Here is a 22,671-nt window from a genome sequence, read left to right on the forward strand (position 1 = left end):
TGCCAGATAATGTATTTTGGCACATACTAAAGTCTTCTTGTTTCTATAATGAAAGAATGTTGGTTAATTCAGGTAAATTATTATCTTATGAGTTTTGGTCACATTGGGATAATACTGGTACAGATAACAATACTTATGTAGAGCCTGATTTATTTATACGTTTTGAAGAATTTGATGTAATTATTGAGGCGAAATACGGAGATTATGGTGGTCAGTATTTGAAACAATGGACTCAGGAATTAACAGCATATGATAATGAATATGGAAAAGAAGAAAAGCCTGTAATATTCATTGCAGTAGGAGGTAATATGTCAATGGATATTGAAGAGATAAAGGTACGTAGTAGAAAGCATTTAATTTTCAAATGCAATTGGCTTTCTTTGTTAATAGCTACGAACAAATATAGAAGCGAATTGAAAAGGATTAGTGTTCCTGATATGAATATTTCAGCTACACTGCGTTTACTTGATAATATAATACTGGCCTTCAATATAAATGGTGTGTATAATATAGACTGGTTCAATACCATGGCAACGGAAAAGAATATAATAAATTCATCTTCAATAGATAACTTAAAAAAATACTTTACGATATGAAAAAAGAGATTGACAATATATTCGTTGATGTAAGAAATGCATTCAGACTGCTTTCAAGATACCAGAAACGTATACTTAACATAGTAAATTATATCAGAGAACAAACACCATATACTGATATGTGGGGAAGCAAGAACTGGTATAGTGACGAGATTAAAAATAGAAGGAACAGCCCAGACAAGGAATATGCAAAATTGAATGTCTTTAAGGATATGTGGGGGCTAGACTTTCTGTATGGTCATTTCTTTGAGTATTATTTCGGAACTACAAAAATAGGGAAACATACTGTAGAAATGTCAGTATTTCAGGTTTCTGATGATGGATATTTTATATCCAATGATGAGAATAAACATATGACAGATGTTTCTTCATATGCCAGTTCAGAAGTATCTCATTCATATATAGTATTCAATGTTTCTGTATATACTACCAAATTCTCACAATTATGGTTAGGTGATCCGAATCGACCAAATGAATCACAAAAAGATTTCTTGACTCGTTTTTTGGAGTCATCAAAAGATACTATTATAACTTCAACAGATAAGGAACATTCCATTTTAAAGAAATATGAGATGCAACGCTTTGCATCACAATCAGAGACGGATAAGGTAATATCAGATTTTGCTAAACTTGTGAAGGACAACACGGGTGTAAAATTCTTTAAGGAGAATTTTTATAGAAATGATGTCTTATGAAGAAGTAACTCTTATTAACCTCCATAAAAATAAATAGTGAACTTTTGCTAATCAACATGCTGAGTGCTGTTTCTTTAGAGGATTTAGTGGATGCTATGATACAGTATCTTCCGGAGTATTATGCTCTGGTTTATGAGAAGTTCAGGAGAAGAAGATACCTGAAGTTTGGAAAGGTGAATTTGAATTTATAATTTAAATATGAACTTTAATAAAGCTAATATGATGAAAGGAAAAGATAGGTTTACATCTGCTGAAATAGTAAAACTAAGAGAATTGATAACAGAACGTCAAAATGCTCCAAGAAATAGTCAAAAACAGTTACGTAATAGAATGCGTAAAATAGGTTTTTTCGGAAGGGATGATTGGGGAATAATAGATTGTACTCTTGATGATTTAGATGAACTCATTGATACTGGGAAAATAAAGATTATAGATAAGACAACATCTACAATTATTACTGATAAGAGTAAAAGTAAGAACGCCATTATTAACCAAGGAACTAATAAAAATAAAGATTCAAACTGGATTAATAGAATCGATTTTGGGGAAATAGAATCGTTTAAGAATGAAGGATTTTATGGATTTGTTTCGGTTAAAAGTTTATTGAATAATTATTCGCAAATACCCGCAATAAGAGGAGTATATATGGTGTTACGTATTATTACAAAAGAACCATTCTTTTTAGATAAAGGTAGCGGTGGATATTTTAAAGGAACAGATCCTAATGTAGCAATAAAAATCTTACAAGAAAAGTGGGTTTATAATACACCTGTACTTTATATCGGTAAAGCTGGAGGAGAAGGTAAAGAAGCTACATTAAGAAGTAGAATATTGCAATATCTAAAATTTGGACAAGGCAAACCTGTCGGACATAAAGGAGGACGTTATATTTGGCAGTTAAGTGATGCAGAAGAACTGTTATTTTGCTGGAAACCTTTACCAACAGATGAACCGGAAGATGTTGAATCAATGCTGATATCAGAGTTTAAACATCAATATGCCGGGAAAAGACCTTTCGCAAATCTGAATAAATAAAATGAAATGTACAGGGTAAAAAGCATAGAAACCGTATTTGGCTATGCTTCCCTGTACAAATCCTCTTGTTCCGTCATATAGATAAATAATCATGCAGGACATTACAGCACCTATCACCCCATAGTGCATCATGAAAACAAATGTGCAAAAAAATTGCATACCTCTACTATATGGGAAAGAGTGACCATATACATTAAAAAGATAAAATATAACGATAACAATAATCCCTCTCCATTCATAATCCACTCCAAGCCAGGAAGCGAATCCGGCCATACCAAGCGTCCAAAGGAATCCCAGTACCATACTACGTTGCAGAAGATTTTCAAGAACCATAAGCGTGGCCACACCCAATGCAAGCGTAAACATCACATTATGTGTCCCGTCAGCACCATTCAGTAGAAACCAGGGTATTTCACTGATTACGGCAAAGCCCAGCAGAGTAAAGAAATACCTGTACCTGCTTCTTGTATGGATAAATCCTTCCGCTATCAGGAAGGCAAACACAGGAAAAGCGATGCGCCCGATACAGCGCATCGTTTCGTATAATACGGTACCGTGCTCCATCAGATAGAGAGCAATATGGTCTATCACCATGGAAATCATGGCAATGACTTTCAGGGCACTGCCGCTAAGTCCGAATGCCGGTTTTAAGGTCATATTTATAAATTACATATTTAACTGATACCGAGAAGTTCCTTTACCATATCCTCCACTTCCTGGTTCACACGCTTGAAGTTACGGTTGAGCAGGATTTCCTTCTCTTTGTCGTTCTTGAACTCATAAATTTTGGGTAGAGCCACATAGTGTTTTTCCTCGTCCTTAATCTTTTTCATATCAAAGTGTGTCTTGCAGAAATACTTGGTGGTCTTGAACTCTTCCGACTGCTCGATGTCAAAATGGTCAAGCATACTGTCATCGGTAGCCGTAAAGTCACGTGCCGCCTGTCCGGCCAGCCAGCCTGTTGCCATATCCGCAATCTTGGCAGCAGGAACCAGAAAGTCCATCTTCTCAGAGATTGTGGTTGATACCTTGTGGTCGTTGATGGAAATGGAACGTGAAGTCTGCTTTGCCTTTCCGAACACATCATTCTGTGCCCACTCCAGCGTCTCCTTGTTACGTGCCGCACCCATGAAGATATTACCGCAGGTGGTGATAATCTTCTGCATACCGACCTTGCCATAGTCAGCTTCCAGCTGTGGAAGCTCCTGGAAACCTAAAGTTACGGCAACCTTGTTGGAACGGGCCGTACCGATAAGACGGTCTATCTTGTGAAAGTACAGTGTCGGAAGCTCATCCACGATGATGCTCACCGGAATATTACCTTTTGAGTTTACCCTTGTAATCAGACGGTTCAGAACCAAGGCATTGAGCGAGCCGATAACCTGTTCCTTTTCCGGGTCATTGGCTATTACCAGATAGCTCGGATTAGCCTTGTCAGAAATCTTCAGGTCGAAATCATCCCCGGTGAATACCCAGTAAGCTTCCGGAGAAACAAGACGTGCGGCGTTCACACGAAGCGTACCGACCATACCTTCCAGCTGGTCATTCGCCTTATTCTCGTATGCACTCTTGAAAGGAGCCATCAGCGAAGCAATCCTGTCATCCTGCATCAGGATATTGAATACCTGGTCGTATGGTCTCCCAAGAAATGAAAGCACATGCGGCATATCCGAAAACTCTCCGGTTACGGTATCCGGTTCCACCTCATTGCCATGTTCGTCCTCATACCAGCACCTCTGAATCAGAATCTTCCTGCCGGTCCTGTCCTTATAACTGTATCCGTTCAGGTCCACAAACATACGGTCCTCGTCAGTCGATACGTCATTGCCGTTCTCATCCACGAAATCAAGTACCACATTGCCGTCCTTGTCGATGGCATTGAAGTCATCCCAGTTGCGTATGACAATCTCCAGTTTCTTTCCCTCCAGTGATATGAAACGCTTCAGTTTCTTGCCGTTCCTGAATCCGACCGGATGGAAGTTTACAAAGAAATAGATGATGGCAGCCAGGAAGTTTTCCGCAGAGTTGGTGAAGAAGGCTTCCGAACCGCCCTTCTTCTCTCCACCTCCCTTGTTGAGTGAGGCCAAAAGAGTAGCCGCTGTTTCGGAAGCTGCAGCCAGATCCGGGATATATTTCCGCTGAATCGGATTGATGCGGTTGGAGTATTCCACATCAGTAAAGTTGATGGTACGGAATCCGCAGTTCTGAGGCAATTTGCCTGCCTTGCGGTTCTTGCAGTACTGATAGAAAAGCGTCTTGGCCAGTGTCGGATACTTGAAATCATATACCATCATGGCAAATCCCTTTGCTGAATGCTGCCTGATGAACGGGTCAATGATACCGAAAGACTTACCGGAACCCGGTGTACCCAGTACAATTGTGCCACGGAACGGATTGATGATATTGATCCATCCCCTGTGCATCTTTTTCTTCCAGTAGTATATCATCGGAATGTTTACCGAGTAATCGTTGCTGACCAGCGTTTCCGACTGCTGGAACGATTCGTTCTCAAAGTTGAAACGGTCCTCACCGACCTTGTAGTTGTAATATTTGGCAATCCCATCCAGTCCCTGATGTACTAGCATGCTACCCACCACCGAACACACCGCATATAGAAGACGGTTGGCCGGAAATCCCAGCCAGCTGAATCCGAAACTCATGCCATGAAATACAAAACAAAGCCCCACAAGAGTCAGGCCGGCCAGTACCGGATAGATAACCATTGTCCTTACATTGAACTTCAGGGACTTTTCAGCCTTTGTGCCGATACAGACAATACAGATGCATATCAGTTCGGCCACCTTGCATCCCGATACTGAATTGAATACCTTGAAGCGTGCCAGCAGGTCGAGTACGAACTGAGTAACCCTGTTGTCAGCCGTGACAGGCAGGTTCATGATGATTTCAATAATCAGAAATATATAGATGCAGCTCCTGAAGTAGTTGTACATCTGCTGCTGTTCCCTTGTTTCCTCAAATGCCATACACTGTAAGATTTATATTGTCAGAAAGGAATCTTTATACCCAACAGCAGACCGTTACGGAAGGTATCCCCATGCAGGAAGTTCACATTGTTCTTCTGTATGACAGAGAACTCCAGTCCGCTGCGGAACACATAGCTGTATTCAAATCCGGCCTCCAGCCCGAAGAAGAACTTCTTCTGTACCGCACCGAACTGAGGCCCCAGACGAAGGCGCATCATGCCGTTCTTGTACCGTGCCAGACGATGCTTGTAAACCATACCTCCATTCCAGAAATATCCTTTCCAGAAATTGTGACATACCGGCTTCTGCCAGTGATTCCCGACCTCACCGTATATTTCAACCGCATTTCCGTATGAAAGCGGATACTCATAACCCAAAGTGGCATTCAGCGTACTTGGAAAAAGGAATCCGGCATTGACGGAAACCTTTCCGGTCTGTGCCGATGCACCGATGAATGCAACCGAGCAAAACAGAATGAACAGAATCTTCTTCATGGCCTATCTTTTTATGGAATGATCAATATAATAGTAGGGGTAATAGTCGGCACCGTCCAGAATATCCGAGTCGAAGCCGTCTGCATTGAGAATGTCCTCATACTCGATGGTGAGTACCACCACACGTCCGCTTATCTGGTTCTCGGAAATCTCCAGACGGAGCACCTTCTCTTCAGGGAAAGTGAGCTTCGGAATCACAAGCACATTCCTGTAGTCCTTCCTGAACTTACGGGTGTTGTTCATGGAGAATACCGGAGTAAGCTCTATGGTCTGTGAGTTGGTTGCCTTTGTTTCCTTTTTGTCAGTAAGTTTTACCCTTATTTCCTCAATGTCGTATGCAATCCTGGTCCTGTTCTTCAGCGTATAGTCCAGAAAGAAATAGTCACCGATGGAATAGATATTGTTGATGTATGCCCTGATTCCGTTTTTGTTTGATACAATCTGGTTGAACTTTCTTCTGCTTCCATAGACAGCCCAGGCATATCGTGCAATCTCGGCCATAGGCATGGAAACCTCCGGATTGATATAGGACTGTGTCTCATTGTAGGATACATTGTAGATGGTAGAAGCATATTGGGGTGATTCGGTATAGAGGATGTCATACTGGGCGATATGACGTTCACCGATAATGGTGAGTGTACCCAGCAGTTTGTTTTCCTTGTAACCTTCAGATGATATAGAATCATTTTCCAGATAAGGCTTGATGCGGACGATATTGTCTGTACACTGGTTGCCAATAATTTTAGTAGTGGAAATATCCACCATTTTGATGTTCTCGGGCATGACAATGTGCGTGGTCACTTCCCTGTTGATGTATATCTTCTCGTTGGCCGACAAATCTACGGCTATGCCTGTGATAAGGCATATTATCAGAAAAATTCTGGTTTTCATATTGAGTAATCTTTATATTTTATGAATGGTACTGTTATAATCGGATATAAACGCAATATTAAGTATCGGTATCTTAGCGTGCATCCTCCGAGTTTATCAGATAAACGATGGTATTGTACTTGATTTTTGCCTTGTTCTTTCTGATATTGGAAGATATGGCAGAAGTTGCAGAGTTATACATGTTCTGCAGCGACTGGAGGGCAATGGCCTCCGTAGAAATACCGGTACCGTAACTGTCACTGGATTCAAAACTGATATTCTGCTGTACCGTATTGGAACCAGCATCCTTCATGAAATCCCTGAAAGCCGATTCAGGAACATAGAAGCCTTCCATACCGTCATTGTCAAAAACAGAAAGCTTAACCTTGATGAACCTGTCGCCGATAAGGATACTGGTTATGGAAGCCCTGACACGCTGCTGTCCGAAACCTGTTACCGTTCCATAGAGGTAAGTTCCCTTTTTCAGCCTTGTACCGCTTACCGTCACATCGTCCAGAAGCTTGAACCGCAGACGTGTGCCTTCATGCGCCTTTGTAGTCTGGTCAATCATGGCACGTATCAGCTTGTTCTCGGCAAATTCATCCGGAGCAGTAACCGTATTGAATCTGTCAGCATTGGTATCATCGGACTTGATTACCAGACTCGGACGGTTGCGTTCCCTTTCCTCCTGATGTACTCTGGCTATGGAATCAACCCTGTGCTTTCTTTCCGCTTCCTCTGCTTCCGGGTCTTTGATACCCAGTCCGCTTTCAATGGCCTTCTGCCGTTCATAACTCCTCCGCTGAATCTCTTCAAGGTCACGTGCAAACTCGTCCTGTGAGGAATAGCCCATACCTCCGTAACCCGTTTCACCGTTTCCCGAAGGACCGTTTCCGTAAGCATATGCATTGATATGCTTTCTTGATTCTGCAAGGGAACGCTCCAGTTCTTCAAGCTCCCTTTGCTGCCGCTGTCTTTCAGCTTCAGCTGCATCCAGACGGTTCAGCTCCTCCTCGCTGTAGCCGTGTTCCAGTTCCTCCTTCTTCTGTTCTTCCTCCCCGATACCGCTTACGGCTGTGAAGGCATCTTCGTCACCGAAATGTCTGGACATCTCATACATCTTGTCTCCGGCCTCCTCGGCATTGGCCTGGGGAAGTTCCATGTTGATACGATCTGTAGCTACCGTTCCGGCAGTCTCCTCACTGCCGGAGAAGGTCTGCATCACAAAGTATACCAGTGCGCACAGCGGAACGAATATGACCAGCGGAAAGATATACTTGGGCTGTTTGAAATTAATCTTAATCATGGGTTATCATTGTTTTTAATGGATTTGACTATATTTTCCAGCTGCCGGTATTTGAGGATGATCCGCAAGGAATCCTCACGGCTCTTTACAGGTATGGCAATCATGGAGTCCAGTTCATGATGCAGTAACTGTCCCTTTACCGTCATGTCCGTCAATGCACTGCGGTGAATGTCCTTGTTTGCCTGGATGGTACGGAATCCCTGAAACACCGGTTCCATACCAGCAATCGAACTGACATCCGGTTCACTCTGTTTTCCGTTGCCGGAATCTATGGCAACGGTACTGACAAGTAGCAGAAGCAGTGTCCCTGCCACACCTGCGAATGTAGCTTTCGAATGCTTTGCCGCCCATCTGTTGGCCAGTCTTATCCTTGCGGCCAGACGGTATCTTGTTCCGATGGCACCCAGCCTTGGCTGCAACCACGACCTGACAAGCAGATGCGTTTTCAGACGGCTTTCCTGTATCTTTTTTCTGAATGATTTCATATTATCAGTATATCAATAGTCCAAATCCCTGTTTTCAAGAGTCCTCCAGCCGGTAATGAGCAGACCGTGCGGATTGTTCCTTGTCCTCGGTACGGACTCGATGTAACCTGTTGTCACCATCGAGCGTCTGATGTCCCTGGTCCTGCGCTTGATAAGCTGCGTACCGTAATAAGTAAACTTCCGTTCATGTTCGTCAAACTGAATGGAGTCACACATGATGGTACAGACAGCCGAAGAGGAAATGATGTCAGAGTAGAAACCGTTCTCGTCCATGGCCTGTTTCTGTTTCAGCGCAGTCCCGTCAGCCATATACATTGCTTTCCCTACCGTCCATTTGATATAGTCGTTGTCGGGCGGCAGATTGAAGAAATACTGGTGGAACAGTTGTATGTGCGCCTTGGCCTCCATGGTGAAGTTGGCTTCCAGCCGTGCACGCTCGGCAAGAAACGGAATGTCTCCGTCAAGTACATAAATCTGCTGCCTTTCCTCGTTGACAAGTGAAATGCAGCACCAGACAGTAAAGGCACAGATGACGGTGCAGCCTCCGATTACCGCAAATACCGTCATCATGGCCAGTCTGGTTTTCTGTGCAAGGGATTCAATAAGCATATTGTAAAAAGATTTGAAGTTATTTGACTAATGACCTGACAGCCGAACCTGTTCCTCTCATGGCAGAACCTGCCGCACCTCCGGCCATGGCACCTGCAGTAGTGGTGATACCCATTGCAGCCGAACCGGCAACGGAACCCGTACCCGAGCTTACACCTCCCGGAATCAGCCATGATGCCACTTCAGGAACGAAGCGTATGATATAGGCACCCACGAGCATACCCATGGCATACATACAGTTGGAGCCTATTCCCTGCAGTCCCAGTGCGCCAATCTGTTCCCATGAGTTTACCGAGCCATGAAGCAGATGGTCGTATGCCACCAGATCCTGCTGCAGGTTATAAAGAAGGATGAAGTCTATATAATAGATACACATATAGGTCACGAATCCCCATAACGAGAGGGAAAGGAACTTGGACATCCACTGGCTCCAGGCCGAGTTCCATGGCGGTGCCAGCGAGAGGGCAAACATGATCGGACAGAATATCATCATGATGGCCATGAAAATCCTCTGTGCCACGAGCATCCCGTAATACGACATCTGGAAAATCAGTTCTCCGACAAAGCGTATTACATCGTTTATCCATTCACTGACCTTCGTCTCAGCCGCCACGGCAGCCCTCTGTGCGTAGTTGTTGATGGTCGAGCCCAGATTCTCCACATTATATATCAGCTTGTCCCACCAGGCAGCATTCTGACCGATTTCGGCCACCTGCTTTGCCGTGGCTATGGAGTCCTGCACGGTTCTCAGCCTGTCGAGATATTCACTCTGTTTCTGTGCCACCTTCAGCTCGAAGGCCGCCACTTCCTTGTTCTTTGCCTTGGCCATAGCCCATGTAGCGGATTCCAGACTCTTTCCCGGAACCTGCAGAGCCGAGCATATCCATGAAGAGGATGAAATACACAGGGAAATGCCGATGATACGCAACAGCTTCATGACATCCATACCACGCCTTCCGAGCATCATCATCCAGCATTCGTATGAACCGACACACAGGGCCAGGCACAGACCGAGAGCCTTTGCCATTGAAACGGCATCACCGAGAACGGCCACATTGGGAAATGTCTCCATGGCCGTCAGCAGCTTTTCCAGACTTTCGTCAATAGCCGGAAGGCCTATTGTCAGCGGAATAAACAGTAAATTCATGATTGACTATATTATTTGTTTAATATTATTACTTGAATTACTATCAATTATAGAGAGTGTCTAATAGTGTGTTGCAGCAACGGCACAAAGATGTGCAGTCCTGTTGACCAGTTCTGCCATCCTGGATTTGGCTTCCTCGTATGCCTTCTGCCGCTTGGCGTTCTCCAGCCCATAACCGACACCGGTTTTGTGTATATAGGCTATATCCGCACAGAGTATTTCATTCTGGCGGCTCAGCTCGTCCACCTGATAGCGGAGCTTGCCGTTACTCTTCTGCATACAGTAGAGCAGTCCGTCCGTGATACAGTCCTGCATACGGTTGAACTCGTCCTTGTAAGTGGCATACATCAGGTCAACATTTCTGTCAGCTTCCCTTGCCAGTTCTTCCTTATACAGTTCCTCGATATATTTGCGCTCACTCTCCACTTTTTTGATTTTCTGTCTCTGCGTCTCTTCGGCAGTCACACGCACCGGCATGATACGTTTTACATCAGACTTGGGTTCCTTGAAACGGACACGGAATCCGGAGTTGAACCAGTCCCATTTCCAGTACATTTCCGCACCGGAATATTTCTTATGCAGGAAAAAGTAATACCAGTCAGGAGCAAAATCCCACGGACCGTTTTCCATAGACTTCCACTGCTTCTGCTTTTCACTGTCACTGACTATGCTTTGGGCATTGGCAACAGTGACTGTACCTGAAACTGACATGCAGAACAGGCACAATAACATAATTCTAACCTGCATATCCCTGATTCCATTTGTTGATTACACGCTCAGCTATCTCATTCTTCACATTGGAGTTCAGTATCTCCCAAATATAGTCCGGCTTCTATCCGCAGTCCGTAACAAGGAAACAGTACAGATTGGCATTATCTATGATGTACCTTGCCCTGTCTATGGAAGCCTTCAGTGTCATTACCAGATTCAGCTTTTCATCCATGGAAGCCTTCATCAGGTTTATACCCGAAGCGGCCACGGATGCATACAGTCTGTAACAGTGTTGTATTTCCCTTGATATTGCCACGTTGGCATCGGCATAATACCATGCCACGAAAGGCTTCTTCGATACATGACTGAAAGTATTACCGGTAAAGTCCTTGTATTCCGTTACCAGCTGATACAGTGAGTTGGCCGTTGAAGAAATGGCACCGGCCAGTACCAGGTACGAATAGGCATTGTTCAGCCTTGTATCCAGAGTGGTCCGGACATCATTGAACTTTTCCGCACCCTTCTCAATGAGCGACTGCTCGCCATAGCTTGTGGCCACTCTTGTAAGAGCCTTGTCCTCGTCCTTCTTTATGGCCTTGTGCAGGGCAATGAGTGCTTCGATGGTCGGCAGGTCTTTGGGTATTATGAAAGCGGAAGCCTTTACAGGCAGCAACAGCATTATAATACAGGCTGATATGATACTTATATTCCTGATTCTCATGACAGACACATACATATTAAGGGTTAATAATTTGAAGCAACCAGGCCGTTCCAGTCCTGTACAAGATTTCCCACATGATTCTTCATGGTCACCACATTTGCCCATCCTTCAGGATCTATGGCAAAGAAGAGGTCGTTTGCAGTGGCATACTGTGCCATCAGAACCATCCCTTCCACCTTGTAGCGTATCCTGTTCAGGTCAGTATAGATGTTGTTGGCCAGTGTCAGCCTTTCATACCTGTCAAGCAGATTGTAGCCGTCATTCTTTTTCTCAGCAGTTGCCTGTCCCTGCAACGGATTGGGAATCCTGGCATTGTTCACGATATTGACAAAGTTGCCGACCAGCTGCTGGGTTTCCGCTACAAGATTGCCGAGTTCGTTCAGACAGAGCAGCCTGTTTGAAAATTTGGCCTTGTTTACCGTGCTGACAAGTACCGGAACATTTCGCAGAATATCCAAAGCGCACAGGCCTATTTCCTTATAATAAAGACTTTCAGTACCAAAGCCGGATATGTTCTCCATGCTCAACTTGTAGATTTCCTTCATGGTAGCCATGCTTACCGTATAGAGTTCTACCTTCTGTTTCTTGGCTGCAATGGTATCCACACGCTGGTTGTGCTGTTCCTCAATAAGTTTCTGTGAAGCGGTATTGGCCATGACAATCTTCAGGCAGTTACGGTCGAATACGATTCTCCAGGCAGCATGTGCATTAATACAGACAAATGCAGAAAGCATTATAACCGATATGATTCTTAATACTGTTCTTACCATAGTGACATAACTTTTTGATGTTGGTTGACTTTTCTTGCAAATTCCAGATACAGAAGCCCTCCATCCGCCTTGCGGTCTTCCTCAATACGGGTGATGGCCTCCTGCAGCGTACCGTACCGGGCAAGATAAATTTTCAGTGCCTCCTTTTCGGTACGTTCAGTAGTATATGCCCAGTAGCATTCAGGTGCTTCCTCCACACCATACACATCCGAGTGCTGTCCCCGGCAAATCCACACCTCCTTGAAGTAGCTTCTTCCCTCATGGTTGTTCAGCGCATTGATGGTGAAAATCTGCTGACGCTGTATGTCAGTGAGTCCCAGAATGGCTGCAATATCCTCATACCTGTCCTTGAACTTGGTCTGGTCAAGCAGAATCTTCACATCCGAGTTGTTGATGATGGCCTCCTTCACGATAGGAGAATCAATCACGTCATTAAGTTCCTGTGTGACCACACCGGCTATTCCATGGAACTTCCGGACGGTCTTATACAAATACTTTATATATTCCGCCATGGTAGGTGACGCTATTGCCTTCCATGCCTCTTCAATGATAAGAGCCTTCCGTCCCTTCTTGATACGCATCTTCTGCAGGAACACGTCCATGATAATCAGCACCACAATCGGGAAAAGCACCGGATCATCCTTTATTTTATCTATTTCAAACACAATGAAACGCTCGTCAAATAGGTTAATGTCCAGGTCGGAGTTCAGCGTCATCTCCAGCTCGCCGCCACGGTAGAACTGTTTCAGTATGGCCGCAAAATCATGTATATTGAAACTTATCTTCTCCAGTTGCGTAATCTGCGGAATGCGCTCCAGGGCAAACTCGTAATAGGAATTGAACGAGAGTTCCTGAACCTTCAGCCTGCGCTTCTGTTCCTCCATGTGGTCAATCTGCCTGTCAATCTTAATCAGCATGGAATTGTTATAAAGTTCCCTTTTATATTTTTCTATGATAGCAAGTGCACGTTCCTTTTCCGATTCTGTGGCCGCTTCATCATTGATCAGAGCAGTCAGTGAACGGCACTGTCGTATCAGCTTCAGACGGCGTACTTCGGAAGGCAGCAGCAGGGCACGGCTTTCAGCCTTCTCCTGAACCTCTTCCGTATTTATCTGCCTGTCGATGTCCTCCATGCTGTGCGTGTACTGTTCATAGTCATCCTCCATCTTGGCGGCTACCAGCAGTTTCTGCCTCAATGCCTCACGCTCACTGTCGCTGAACCTTTCAAACGGATTGAAATAGGCCTCGTAATATTCCACGATGGTCTGGTTTATCAGCATGTCCTCAATTTTTGTAGGAAATGCGTTACCCTTGAATATCAGGAATATCAGCGATTTGAGGAAGTTCTTCTTCTCCCCAAAATTAAGTTCATATTCCTCCTTCGTGACCTTGAACGGATTCATGGAAATGGGCTTCTCCTTCGAGTAGGCTATGTATGTACCCTTGTAATATCCGCATATACCTTCGTAGGAATCACCCGTATCCACCATGACCACATCCGTATTCTGTTCCAGCAGCTGACGTACCACACTGTTCATGTGGAAGGACTTGCCGGAACCTGAAGGACCGATACAGAAGAAGTTGGCATTGTCCGTCATTTTCTTCCTGCCTTCCTTGCCGGTAATGTCGATACAGACAGGCAGTCCCTGACGGTCAGTGTAGTATGTGGTCAGCGGTGTATCCTCAGACTCCTTCAGATGCTCCTTGAAGAAAAAACACAAGGCAGCATCCGAAAGCGTCAGGAACAGGTCATAGTCCGGGTTGAAGGCATAGCCGTTACCGGGAAAACTGTCCATGAAAAGCTCCAGCTGGTTGTAGGCCGTCCTTGACGGCATGATGCCGCACTCGTACAGCTTTGTCTCCAGAAAGGAGGTTACCGGAGTAACCTTGTCAGGCGGACAGCTCACCAGAATGTTGAAGTTGCAGTACACAAGCATGGTACTGTCAACGGCCAGCCTGTCCAGCACTTCCTCAATGTCAGCCCTGGCAATACGGTTGCTCGGGTCCGGCATGGAACCGTGACGCTTCGCCTTGGCCTGAAGTTTTCGCAGCAGCTTCCTCTGTCCCGGTATCTGAATGACCTGGTTAAATACCACACAGTCCGAGTAGGGGACACCGGTAAGGAAAGAAAGCAGGTCGGTTGCAATTCCGTATCCGTTGATGTTCATCTGCGTGTACGGCTTTACCATGGAAGGAAGATTAATCTCGTCAATGTCCACCAGCGGATAGGAACGGATAATCCGGTCACCTATCCTGAGATATTCGTCTGAAGCCTTGAAGTTGGTCATCGAGAACGGTCCGTGCCGGAACTGGAATGCCATGAAACGGTGGCAGTATTCGCTGACCTCCTCCTTGCCGAGCTTTCTGTGCCGGATATGCTTTTCCGTCAGAATATCATCCGTCTTTGATACCTTGGCATGGAAATCGAGCCATCTCTTCGGGTCATACTGAATGAACTGGCTTCTCTGAGCCTCCTGGGTGAGAATAAGAAAAGTCCTTATCTCTGTGAACTCCCTTCCCTCGAAGTACCTGAAATAGCTTCTTGTCAGGAATTCCGCATCATCCGGCACGTCATGGTGATATGCCTGTCTGCACAGAATATCCTGCTTCTGCAGTGCATATCCCTCACCGATGGTCTGAAGGATATTGGATAGCACGTCATGAAACAGCATGTACTGCTGCGCATCCGTACAGAGCTGTTGGACCGGATTGGTAATCTCGAAGATAACGGACGGCTCGCCTCTGGCCGAGAACAGCACGACATTGCCGTCCGTCTCCTCCAGCTGCGCATAGAGTCCGTCAAATATTCTTTTCTTTTTGTGTGCCATACTGTATAAAGTGATTTACTGTTCTTTTCTAAGGCTTCTGTAGATATAGATGCCTCTTGCCCTTTTCTTGTTGTGGAGTCCACCACGCTGTTTGATGTAGATGGTTATCAGTCCCACCAGTGCCATGACCATCATGGCTATGAACCCTGCAACCTTTCCCAAAGCGATTGAGAAACCGATGAAGCCTACGAATGATACGCCTATGGCTGCCGCTGCCAGAGTGAGGAAACGGCCGCGTATGCCCATAAACTCCAGCGGCTTCTGCAATCCCTTGAACACAGGGTATCCTTCCTGATTCATTGTCATGCCGGGAAAGGATTACTGGAAGAACAGCGGGAGAGCTTCCGAAAGTGCGATGAATGCGATACAGCCTCCGATGGTAAGCATGATGGTCTTCTTTACGTCCTGGTCTCCGTTCTGCATTTTGAAATAGACGTTGAAGGCACCGACCAGAACGATAACGGCAGCAATGGCCTTCATCAGGTTCGATACCGGAGTCTGGTAGGAACTGACTTCCTGAGTGGCCTTGGTAAAACCTGCTGCACCCTTGCTTCCTGCCATTACGTTTGATGTGGAAATAACGAGTGCAATTGCCGCCACCACACACTTCTGTCCAAAACTTGATCCGATGAAACGCTCCGTAAGATTCCGGACACTTTTCTTTATTATCTGCATTTCTGAATAATGTTAAATGATTTCATCGCCAAAGAAACAGATGTCACTAAAGGAACGGTATATATATCAGGCATTCTCACAGCTGAAGATAACGGCACCGAGATCACTGGTACCGGTCTCTGCCAGCCGGTTTATTTCCTGAATGATATTCTCAACCAGAATGCCGTCAGTCATGATGGCCTCCCGGTAAACGTGTCTGGAAGATTCTGATTGGGATGCAGATTTCTCTGTACCGTCAGAATCTGTATTTTCATTCTCAGGTTCGGGATTCTCCGTATTACTCTGTTCTGAACTTTGTTCTTTGGATTCAGGTTCATCCCGGTTTATTCTTATCGGCCTGAAGCTTCGTGCCTCTTCCGATATGTCTATGTCCTCTTCTTTATGGTTGTCCTGCTCAGCATTCTGTGCGGCCTTTGCCCTTTGGAAGTCCATGAAAATCATTGCCGCATAGTAGAATACCATTGCCACGAAGAAAAGGAATACTATCTGTCCGTACTGCATGGCTGTTGTAATATGATGTTGGAAGAAAGAGCGGAACTGTCCTCCGGAAGCGGAAGGATATGCAGTCCCAGTCTGATGCCCCGGCTTTCCAGACGTTCCCTGCGTTCCGTAGTGCCGGTATAATAAATCACGTTGTGTTCCTCACTGATGATGTATCCGTTTGACTTCATGTTTGAGCGTACCCTTACCTTTGCCCTGTTTGAAATGACACGGATATCGGTTATGGGTTCCAGTCCGAAGACGATACGCCGTCTTTCCCTCTTTACCATCTGAGTACGGATACGTGAGGAAATCAGGTGCTTTTCTTCACTGCTGCGTTTCAGTCCGATTGTAGCGGCTATGCGTCCGACACTCATCCGGGTAATGCCGAGAGCTTTCCCTATCTCAGAGAAGGAACACTCATGGAAATGGTTTCTGATATAGTCGGCACGCTCCATCCATCTGGATTTGGCCATTTTTACAAGTCCAAGCTCACGGGCTTTCAGCTTGACGGTCGATTCGCTCAGATTGAGAACGGCAGCGGTATAGGCTGTGGTCTCTACCGGATACAGTTCGACAAGAGCGGCCAGCATCCTGTCAGTCCAGTCTGTCTTTTTCATATCCTACAGATTATAACTGTTAAACAACGATTTCTTTTCCCTTCTGTATTCTGCCAGACGTGGCAGATATGACTTGAAGAATGCCCTTACGATGGCATTCACCAGGTCAGAGCGGCATCTGCCATGTATATCGCAGTCGTCCAGCGAATCCGCAAGGTCACGGTCGAGTTTGCAGACGAGCCTTTCTGTTTTGTCCGTTCCCGAACCGTCCGATTGAAGGAATTCCATGAAGTCATCCCAGCATCCTGTATCCGAAAGGGAAACAGCATTATCCTTTTCCTGTGCTTCATTATTCTTTTCCTTTTGCTCAACCTGGGTTTCTACGGAATCTTGCGTCAATATAAGTTCTGAATCATTGATACCTCTTGTCAGGTCTTCTATTTCCGGTATATCCTTACTCATAGTGCTATGGTTATTGAAGTTTACTGATTATTCTGGTTCTTTATTCTGATTTTCGTTACTGTCCTGTGAAGCTTCATCAGACGGCTGTGCCTTCTTTTTCTTCTTAGGCTTGGGATTCAGATTTTCCGTCAGCTGTATGCCTTTGAGTTCTTTTTCCCTTATCGGTTGAAGTGTATCGAAGATACTCTGATAGACCTTATCAAAGACCGGTGTAATGATAGTAGCCTGCATATCCAGTGCCGCCATGGTGCTGAACCGTTCCATGTCCGCACGTTTGGGAATCTTCGCTGTGACATATCCATAGTTGGAGAAGGTATCCCTTGCATTGTCCCAGATAAGCAGTTCGGAACGCTTGCCGATTCTTCCGTCATTCAGATTGGGAATGATGAAGAGTCTTGCTTTCATCCTTTCACCGACAGCCTTTTTCAGCCGGTCAACAAACATGAGGAAACTGGCCGTGGACGGAACGGTTACCAGGTCATAATGAAATGGAACAATAATGATATCCGAGTTGACGAACATGGGTATCAGCCCTTCCGCTTTCAGACTGCCTGGAGAGTCCATAAGCACAACGTCAATTTCAGGATCGTTGTGCAGTTTCTCCATAAGGGAAGTCATCATTGCCTTGTTATTGGCTTCGTATGCCCATACCTCGTATGGCATTTCTTGTTCGCCGTATTTTCTGATGTCAGCCTTTCGGCACTTCATGATGGAGTGCTGGAAGTCACAGTCTATGACCACAACTCTTATGCCCTTTGTTACCAGATAGTTGGCAAAGGTTACGCAAAGGGTAGTTTTTCCTACACCTCCTTTCTGATTGGCAAATGTCACTATAACCGGAGTCTGTATCATTTCAAGTATTGATTGATTTTGTGACAAAAGTATTAACCAAAGTATTCAGATAAGAAATGCGCAACACAATTGTGATCTGGGTTGTATAAACCAAACTATTATAATTAATATTATTCAGATTGCTTAGTCAACTAAGCTAATCAAGTTACACAAAGTGTTCTTTTTTATTGTAATTGTTTGTTTATCATAAATATTAGATTATCAATAAAAAATGAATTGTAAATTATTTATTGCATAAAAAATTATATCTTTGAGAAATATAATTAGTAAAAATAGGAAATTATGATAAAAGCATTTATTTCACATAGCAGTGAACAGAAGCAATTTGTCTTAGATTTAGTGGAAATATTAGGACGTGATTATTGTATTGTTGATTGTTATAATTTTAACTCAGCATATCAAACTATTAATGAGATATATGATAAAATTGATAAATCAACAGTTTTTGTACTTCTTTTATCAAAAGCATCGTTAAGTTCAGAATGGGTGAAAGAAGAAATTAGGTATGTTAGGGAAAAATTGGAACCAGGATGTCTTGAACGTTTTTGGCCATTTATTATAGATGAAAATCTCTCTATTGAAGAATGTCCAGAATGGATGAAAAAAGATAAATGTTTCAATTTAAAGAAATTTAAAAGTTGTAAAATTTTAGCTCATGATATAGAACAGAAATTCAGAAGGATTATTTGGTCAAAAAATCCTAAAAGAAAGCAATTGGAAACTTTGATGGTAGGAAGGAATAAAGATATAGATAATTTTGAAAATATTTACCAATCTGCTAGAGGAATGAATCTTAGAGCTCTTGTTATATCTGGAAGAGATGGAGTTGGTAAAGATATGTTTATATCTAAATGTCTTGATAAAATAGGTGGGTATGATGCTGAATCAACCCCATTTTATATAAACTTAGGGAATAAAGAAGGTATTGAAAATTTTATTATACAACTAAACCTCATTACAAGGACATATGACGAGACGCAATTAATGACTGTTCTAGGAGGAAATACATCTGAAAAGACCAGTTCTGCAGCAAATCTTGTCAATGAGTTACTTAATACAAATTCAGTAATATCGATTAATGATGATTTGTCATGTGTATTGCCTAATAGAAAGTTAGCTGATTGGTTAATTGATCTTGTTGAGAAATCTAATATAGCAAATAAACTAGGATTGTTTATTAAAAGTCATAAAATATTAGATTCTTTCTCAGAAATAGAGCATCCCTTTTTTGGACATATAAATTTAAGCCCTTTAGATTCAAAAGACAGGCTCAAACTTTTTTATAGTCTTTTACGTATATATAATTTGACGGATATTAGCGAAGAGGATGTCAAATGGTTTGTCGGAAAACTGCTGTTGTCTCCATCTCAACTAGTAAAAGCAGTTGAAGCATTATCATGCAAGCCTTTGGCATTTGTAAAAAAAGATATAAATACTTTGATCTCTTGGGGAGATATGCAAATCAATCCCATGGTTGAACACTTTTTTCAAGATGAAGAATCAAAGCATATTTTGATTATTCTTTCAAAATTAGATTTTGTAAGTTATGAGATTTTAGAAAATATCTTTGAAGAAAGAATTATAGAGGTTATGGAAAAAATGGATGAAATGATTGATTTTGGCATTGTTTCAGTTTTCGGGCCTCAAGAACAATTTTTCCGTCTAGATCATTACTTAAGCGACTATATCAAACGATGTCATATCAAATTACCTTATGATCTAGATAATTTACTTAATGAAGTTTTAGAAGAAAAAATCGCATCTTCTAACATTACAGAAGATGTTTCTGTATATTTATATGACAAAAAAAGGCAGATATTGTCAGGAAAAGGCAAGCCTGAAGATTTTCTGATTCCTTCGGTAGTTGTTACCTCAGTCATGGAGATTTATAATAATCAGGATTATAAACAAGTAATTAAATTATGTGATTTGGTTTTGAATGATGTTCATAATTATTTCCCCGATCAAGAGAGAGAACTAAGATATTGGCTTTGTTTAGCATTAGCAAGAACAACAAATAAACAACGTTTCTTTGAAGAAGTACAACATTTTAGAGGTACAGATTATTTTTTTCTTAGAGGATTCTATCATCGGAATGCTATGGAATATTCTCAAGCAGAAAAATGCTTCAACGAAGCGCTTGAAAAGTCTCCAAATCTTCAACGTGCTAAGAGAGAAAAGGTTACGGCTTTGTTAGCTCAAAAAAAATATGAACAAGCATTGGGCCTTGCAAAAGAAAATTATGAGAATAATCCTGAAAATTCATATCAAATACATGGATATTTTAGATGTCTTGTTCGTAAAACTCCATTAATAAAAGAAGATGTAGATATGTTGAAACATCTTATGGCTGCAATGCAAAAGAATCTCTCTGATAAGCAAGAAGAATTATATACAGCTATGGACATAGAATTTAGATATTTTGTTTCTCATGATAGTCCATCTGATATGATAAAGTTAATTAATAATGCTTTGTCTATTTTCCCAAATTCTATTAATGTGAAACGAGCTGCTCAGCCATTTAAATTACACCAATCAATAATATTTAAGGAAGAATCTTTTCCTGAAGAATGTTGATTTATAAAATTGTTTTACCTGTTATTGTCAATAACAGGTAAAACAATTTTATAAATAGCCGATTATTACTCAATGCTTTGCAAGTAATGAATCAGAAATATGGTCGTAAAGTCAAATGGTACATTCTAAAGGGTGAAGATTTAATGCTTTTATTGACTCTTAACTCATTTGGAGCGTCGATTTGCGCGGTTTCTTCTCTTTCTAATTCTATTTACTTCTGATATTCCACTCCTTTTTGGTTTATCCGTGAGTATCTCCAAGATACATAATTGCAAAAGAGTTCCCTGATAATTAAACGTACCCATAAATGACGGGGAAAATTACTTGAGAAGCGATGTAAAACAGGCGGTTATGAATTACCAGATGTTTGTCGTTGGCGTCGTGATTATCAATATGATCGATGAAAATATTCTGCTGTCATATTTGAAATAACATCCATACCCATAATAAGTTGAAAACTGCACCTCAGTGTCAGTAATTATACTTACCTTTGTAGGGATTTAACGCACAGATTGTCAGTTGCGAAATAGAATATACACATTTTACCTAGCACTTTTATTTTTAACACAATAGTCATATGAATAAATCAACTAAATTATATTGCTCAATAAAATCATTACTGACAGATGCTAATAAGATTCTCGAACCAATTAATGACATCCAAAATAAAGACTATAATGAAATGTTACGTCGGCTAAGCAACGTAATGAATCAAAATGTTCAATTGATTTCTCAAATGAAAGATGTGTCTCAAATGAATGATGATATTGCTGCCAATTTTATTTTTAATTGTAATCAGGATAACATTGACTTTGGTACTAGAAAACAGTTAGCTGTGGCTTTGATATATACAATGGGGAAAATGTGCGACGAGGTTAAGAAATCAATAAAAACGCAATATGCACCTAGATATCATAATATTGCTTTAGAATTAGTCATTGACATGACTGATTTTTTTAACGAATATTGTTATACTCATTGGGATAAATGTGATATAAGTAATTACGTACCATTTCCAAACATGGTAGGTCGGCGTTCATCTTTAGATTTAAATGACCAGCGGGAAGTGATTCGTTCAATGTTTTGGATGGAGACAATCCCCAGTATAGATAATTTATCATTTAGAGACATTCGTCCACATATCCAAATACTGATTAGGCAAGCATTAGAGATGCTATTTAAACAAATTATTGGGTATGTTGATATAGTGGATTTAAATGGTAATCGAAATAAAAAATTCACTCAAATAGGAGCGAAATTTTTGGCTAATTATCGCGACAAACGAATGTCTAGTGGTTGCGTTATTTCAGGTGATGGATGGAATATAAAACTCAATATGCCAATAAAGACTTTAGAAAGACTAAATACATGGTGCAATAATTTTACTCATGACCCATTCATAGTTTCACTCCCAATAATATATTTTGCTTACGATCAATATGAACGATTCGTATGCAAGTGCATAACAAAACCTTTTTCAGAAATCAGCGGGGTAGAAAGAATGCGTACGGAATTTACTGTATTTGTGATTAAACAGGATCCGAAAGTGCAAGTTAAGTGGCCTGATGGTATTACTATTGCAGAACAAAGTGTAAAGATGAGAAAAACTGCCATTAAAAATAACATTAAAAATATTAAACGTGCATATTGGAAGGAAAAAATAGCTTTACTTCAGTTAAGTTCCGTTTTCTTAATAAGGAAGATTTCTAATTTGATATATCATAATTGTTTAAAGTTTTGAATGGTGGAGTGACTATAGAATAATAAAATATGTTTTATCTAAGGAAGATGAAAATTCAAATTCCCATTTCCTA

22 protein-coding genes and 1 pseudogene are annotated in these 22,671 nt (G+C 42.3%); 5 read left to right on the forward strand and 18 right to left on the reverse strand.

The annotated features are described in order from the left end of the window. The first annotated feature begins 56 nt into the window (after positions 1 to 56). From NW213_RS00850 to NW213_RS00860, 3 genes are all read left to right on the forward strand, one after another. Positions 57 to 596 (forward strand): hypothetical protein, encoded by a 540-nt coding sequence (locus tag NW213_RS00850; RefSeq protein WP_258321524.1) that lies wholly within the window; start codon positions 57 to 59, stop codon positions 594 to 596. Beyond that, complete coding sequence (locus tag NW213_RS00855; protein ID WP_007843152.1) at positions 593 to 1,291, forward strand: hypothetical protein; 699 nt, start codon at positions 593 to 595, stop codon at positions 1,289 to 1,291. The genes NW213_RS00850 and NW213_RS00855 overlap by 4 nt, the downstream gene beginning before the upstream one ends. 219 nt (positions 1,292 to 1,510) lie before the next feature. Further along, positions 1,511 to 2,326 (forward strand): hypothetical protein, encoded by an 816-nt coding sequence (locus tag NW213_RS00860; RefSeq protein ID WP_007843149.1) that lies wholly within the window; start codon positions 1,511 to 1,513, stop codon positions 2,324 to 2,326. On the opposite strand, the gene NW213_RS00865 is transcribed toward NW213_RS00860, so the two are convergent. From NW213_RS00865 to NW213_RS00950, 18 genes and pseudogenes are all read right to left on the reverse strand, one after another. After that, the gene (locus tag NW213_RS00865) at positions 2,270 to 2,989 is read right to left on the reverse strand and encodes a TraX family protein (protein WP_032948149.1); all 720 of its coding nucleotides are present in this window, start codon (positions 2,987 to 2,989) and stop codon (positions 2,270 to 2,272) included. The two genes, NW213_RS00860 and NW213_RS00865, sit on opposite strands and share 57 nt — an antisense overlap. An 11-nt stretch (positions 2,990 to 3,000) precedes the next feature. Further along, positions 3,001 to 5,310 carry a type IV secretory system conjugative DNA transfer family protein gene (locus NW213_RS00870; protein WP_007843144.1) on the reverse strand — a complete coding sequence of 770 codons (2,310 nt, stop codon included), beginning with the start codon at positions 5,308 to 5,310 and terminating at the stop codon, positions 3,001 to 3,003. A gap of 20 nt (positions 5,311 to 5,330) precedes the next feature. Then, positions 5,331 to 5,804: a hypothetical protein gene (locus NW213_RS00875; RefSeq protein WP_258321525.1), complete on the reverse strand. Its 474-nt coding sequence runs from the start codon at positions 5,802 to 5,804 to the stop codon at positions 5,331 to 5,333. Between the two features lie 3 nt (positions 5,805 to 5,807). Beyond that, complete coding sequence (traN, locus tag NW213_RS00880) at positions 5,808 to 6,695, reverse strand: conjugative transposon protein TraN (RefSeq protein ID WP_007843140.1); 888 nt, start codon at positions 6,693 to 6,695, stop codon at positions 5,808 to 5,810. A 73-nt stretch (positions 6,696 to 6,768) separates the two neighbouring features. Then, on the reverse strand, positions 6,769 to 7,980 hold the full coding sequence (traM, locus tag NW213_RS00885; RefSeq protein ID WP_007843138.1) for a conjugative transposon protein TraM: 1,212 nt from the start codon (positions 7,978 to 7,980) through the stop codon (positions 6,769 to 6,771). Beyond that, a complete protein-coding gene (locus NW213_RS00890) occupies positions 7,977 to 8,465 on the reverse strand; it encodes a hypothetical protein (protein ID WP_007843136.1) in 489 nt (162 codons plus the stop codon). Before NW213_RS00890 ends, traM begins: the two co-directional genes overlap by 4 nt. Before the next feature lie 12 nt (positions 8,466 to 8,477). Next, a complete protein-coding gene (gene traK / locus NW213_RS00895; RefSeq protein ID WP_005649285.1) occupies positions 8,478 to 9,074 on the reverse strand; it encodes a conjugative transposon protein TraK in 597 nt (198 codons plus the stop codon). Between the two features lie 19 nt (positions 9,075 to 9,093). Further along, positions 9,094 to 10,221, reverse strand: coding sequence for a membrane protein (locus NW213_RS00900; RefSeq protein ID WP_007843097.1), 1,128 nt, complete (start codon positions 10,219 to 10,221; stop codon positions 9,094 to 9,096). A gap of 60 nt (positions 10,222 to 10,281) precedes the next feature. Further along, complete coding sequence (locus NW213_RS00905; RefSeq protein WP_373920432.1) at positions 10,282 to 10,932, reverse strand: DUF5045 domain-containing protein; 651 nt, start codon at positions 10,930 to 10,932, stop codon at positions 10,282 to 10,284. A gap of 25 nt (positions 10,933 to 10,957) precedes the next feature. Then, positions 10,958 to 11,611, reverse strand: a pseudogene (locus NW213_RS00910) (hypothetical protein). A gap of 65 nt (positions 11,612 to 11,676) precedes the next feature. Then, the gene (locus tag NW213_RS00915; RefSeq protein ID WP_007843092.1) at positions 11,677 to 12,423 is read right to left on the reverse strand and encodes a hypothetical protein; all 747 of its coding nucleotides are present in this window, start codon (positions 12,421 to 12,423) and stop codon (positions 11,677 to 11,679) included. After that, on the reverse strand, positions 12,417 to 15,251 hold the full coding sequence (locus NW213_RS00920; protein ID WP_007843090.1) for a TraG family conjugative transposon ATPase: 2,835 nt from the start codon (positions 15,249 to 15,251) through the stop codon (positions 12,417 to 12,419). The genes NW213_RS00915 and NW213_RS00920 overlap by 7 nt, the downstream gene beginning before the upstream one ends. Positions 15,252 to 15,266: 15 nt before the next feature. Continuing rightward, complete coding sequence (locus tag NW213_RS00925; protein ID WP_005649295.1) at positions 15,267 to 15,557, reverse strand: hypothetical protein; 291 nt, start codon at positions 15,555 to 15,557, stop codon at positions 15,267 to 15,269. Between the two features lie 12 nt (positions 15,558 to 15,569). Beyond that, positions 15,570 to 15,926: a DUF4134 domain-containing protein gene (locus NW213_RS00930; RefSeq protein ID WP_007843088.1), complete on the reverse strand. Its 357-nt coding sequence runs from the start codon at positions 15,924 to 15,926 to the stop codon at positions 15,570 to 15,572. Positions 15,927 to 15,992: 66 nt separating this feature from the next. Then, entirely contained in the window at positions 15,993 to 16,427 is a 435-nt protein-coding gene (locus NW213_RS00935; RefSeq protein ID WP_007843087.1) for a hypothetical protein, read from the reverse strand. Beyond that, entirely contained in the window at positions 16,409 to 17,026 is a 618-nt protein-coding gene (locus NW213_RS00940) for a hypothetical protein (protein WP_007843086.1), read from the reverse strand. The genes NW213_RS00935 and NW213_RS00940 overlap by 19 nt, the downstream gene beginning before the upstream one ends. Before the next feature lie 3 nt (positions 17,027 to 17,029). After that, a complete protein-coding gene (locus tag NW213_RS00945; RefSeq protein ID WP_007843085.1) occupies positions 17,030 to 17,428 on the reverse strand; it encodes a hypothetical protein in 399 nt (132 codons plus the stop codon). A 27-nt stretch (positions 17,429 to 17,455) separates the two neighbouring features. Continuing rightward, the gene (locus NW213_RS00950; RefSeq protein WP_007843084.1) at positions 17,456 to 18,280 is read right to left on the reverse strand and encodes a ParA family protein; all 825 of its coding nucleotides are present in this window, start codon (positions 18,278 to 18,280) and stop codon (positions 17,456 to 17,458) included. 282 nt (positions 18,281 to 18,562) lie between these two features. On the opposite strand from NW213_RS00950, the gene NW213_RS00955 reads away from it, so the two are divergent. Next, positions 18,563 to 20,857 carry a TIR domain-containing protein gene (locus NW213_RS00955; protein ID WP_007843082.1) on the forward strand — a complete coding sequence of 765 codons (2,295 nt, stop codon included), beginning with the start codon at positions 18,563 to 18,565 and terminating at the stop codon, positions 20,855 to 20,857. Positions 20,858 to 21,434: 577 nt separating this feature from the next. Continuing rightward, positions 21,435 to 22,598: a hypothetical protein gene (locus tag NW213_RS00960; protein WP_007843080.1), complete on the forward strand. Its 1,164-nt coding sequence runs from the start codon at positions 21,435 to 21,437 to the stop codon at positions 22,596 to 22,598. The last annotated feature ends 73 nt before the right edge of the window (positions 22,599 to 22,671 follow it).

The organism is Bacteroides sp. ET336 (assembly GCF_024733815.1).
GTDB classification, from domain to species: Bacteria; Bacteroidota; Bacteroidia; order Bacteroidales; family Bacteroidaceae; genus Phocaeicola; species Phocaeicola cellulolyticus.

Excerpts from the sequence above, each read along its gene's own strand:
- NW213_RS00890 (WP_007843136.1), bottom strand. The coding sequence starts at position 8,465 with ATGAAATCATTCAGAAAAAAGATACAGGAAAGCCGTCTGAAAACGCAT.
- NW213_RS00930 (WP_007843088.1), bottom strand. The coding sequence starts at position 15,926 with ATGCAGATAATAAAGAAAAGTGTCCGGAATCTTACGGAGCGTTTCATC.
- NW213_RS00935 (WP_007843087.1), bottom strand. The coding sequence starts at position 16,427 with ATGCAGTACGGACAGATAGTATTCCTTTTCTTCGTGGCAATGGTATTC.
- traM (WP_007843138.1), bottom strand. The coding sequence starts at position 7,980 with ATGATTAAGATTAATTTCAAACAGCCCAAGTATATCTTTCCGCTGGTC.
- NW213_RS00855 (WP_007843152.1), top strand. The coding sequence starts at position 593 with ATGAAAAAAGAGATTGACAATATATTCGTTGATGTAAGAAATGCATTC.
- NW213_RS00960 (WP_007843080.1), top strand. The coding sequence starts at position 21,435 with ATGAATAAATCAACTAAATTATATTGCTCAATAAAATCATTACTGACA.
- NW213_RS00950 (WP_007843084.1), bottom strand. The coding sequence starts at position 18,280 with ATGATACAGACTCCGGTTATAGTGACATTTGCCAATCAGAAAGGAGGT.
- NW213_RS00870 (WP_007843144.1), bottom strand. The coding sequence starts at position 5,310 with ATGGCATTTGAGGAAACAAGGGAACAGCAGCAGATGTACAACTACTTC.
- NW213_RS00925 (WP_005649295.1), bottom strand. The coding sequence starts at position 15,557 with ATGACAATGAATCAGGAAGGATACCCTGTGTTCAAGGGATTGCAGAAG.
- NW213_RS00905 (WP_373920432.1), bottom strand. The coding sequence starts at position 10,932 with ATGTCAGTTTCAGGTACAGTCACTGTTGCCAATGCCCAAAGCATAGTC.
- NW213_RS00900 (WP_007843097.1), bottom strand. The coding sequence starts at position 10,221 with ATGAATTTACTGTTTATTCCGCTGACAATAGGCCTTCCGGCTATTGAC.
- NW213_RS00850 (WP_258321524.1), top strand. The coding sequence starts at position 57 with ATGTTGGTTAATTCAGGTAAATTATTATCTTATGAGTTTTGGTCACAT.
- NW213_RS00860 (WP_007843149.1), top strand. The coding sequence starts at position 1,511 with ATGATGAAAGGAAAAGATAGGTTTACATCTGCTGAAATAGTAAAACTA.
- traN (WP_007843140.1), bottom strand. The coding sequence starts at position 6,695 with ATGAAAACCAGAATTTTTCTGATAATATGCCTTATCACAGGCATAGCC.
- NW213_RS00955 (WP_007843082.1), top strand. The coding sequence starts at position 18,563 with ATGATAAAAGCATTTATTTCACATAGCAGTGAACAGAAGCAATTTGTC.
- NW213_RS00920 (WP_007843090.1), bottom strand. The coding sequence starts at position 15,251 with ATGGCACACAAAAAGAAAAGAATATTTGACGGACTCTATGCGCAGCTG.
- NW213_RS00940 (WP_007843086.1), bottom strand. The coding sequence starts at position 17,026 with ATGAAAAAGACAGACTGGACTGACAGGATGCTGGCCGCTCTTGTCGAA.
- NW213_RS00875 (WP_258321525.1), bottom strand. The coding sequence starts at position 5,804 with ATGAAGAAGATTCTGTTCATTCTGTTTTGCTCGGTTGCATTCATCGGT.
- NW213_RS00915 (WP_007843092.1), bottom strand. The coding sequence starts at position 12,423 with ATGGTAAGAACAGTATTAAGAATCATATCGGTTATAATGCTTTCTGCA.
- NW213_RS00945 (WP_007843085.1), bottom strand. The coding sequence starts at position 17,428 with ATGAGTAAGGATATACCGGAAATAGAAGACCTGACAAGAGGTATCAAT.
- traK (WP_005649285.1), bottom strand. The coding sequence starts at position 9,074 with ATGCTTATTGAATCCCTTGCACAGAAAACCAGACTGGCCATGATGACG.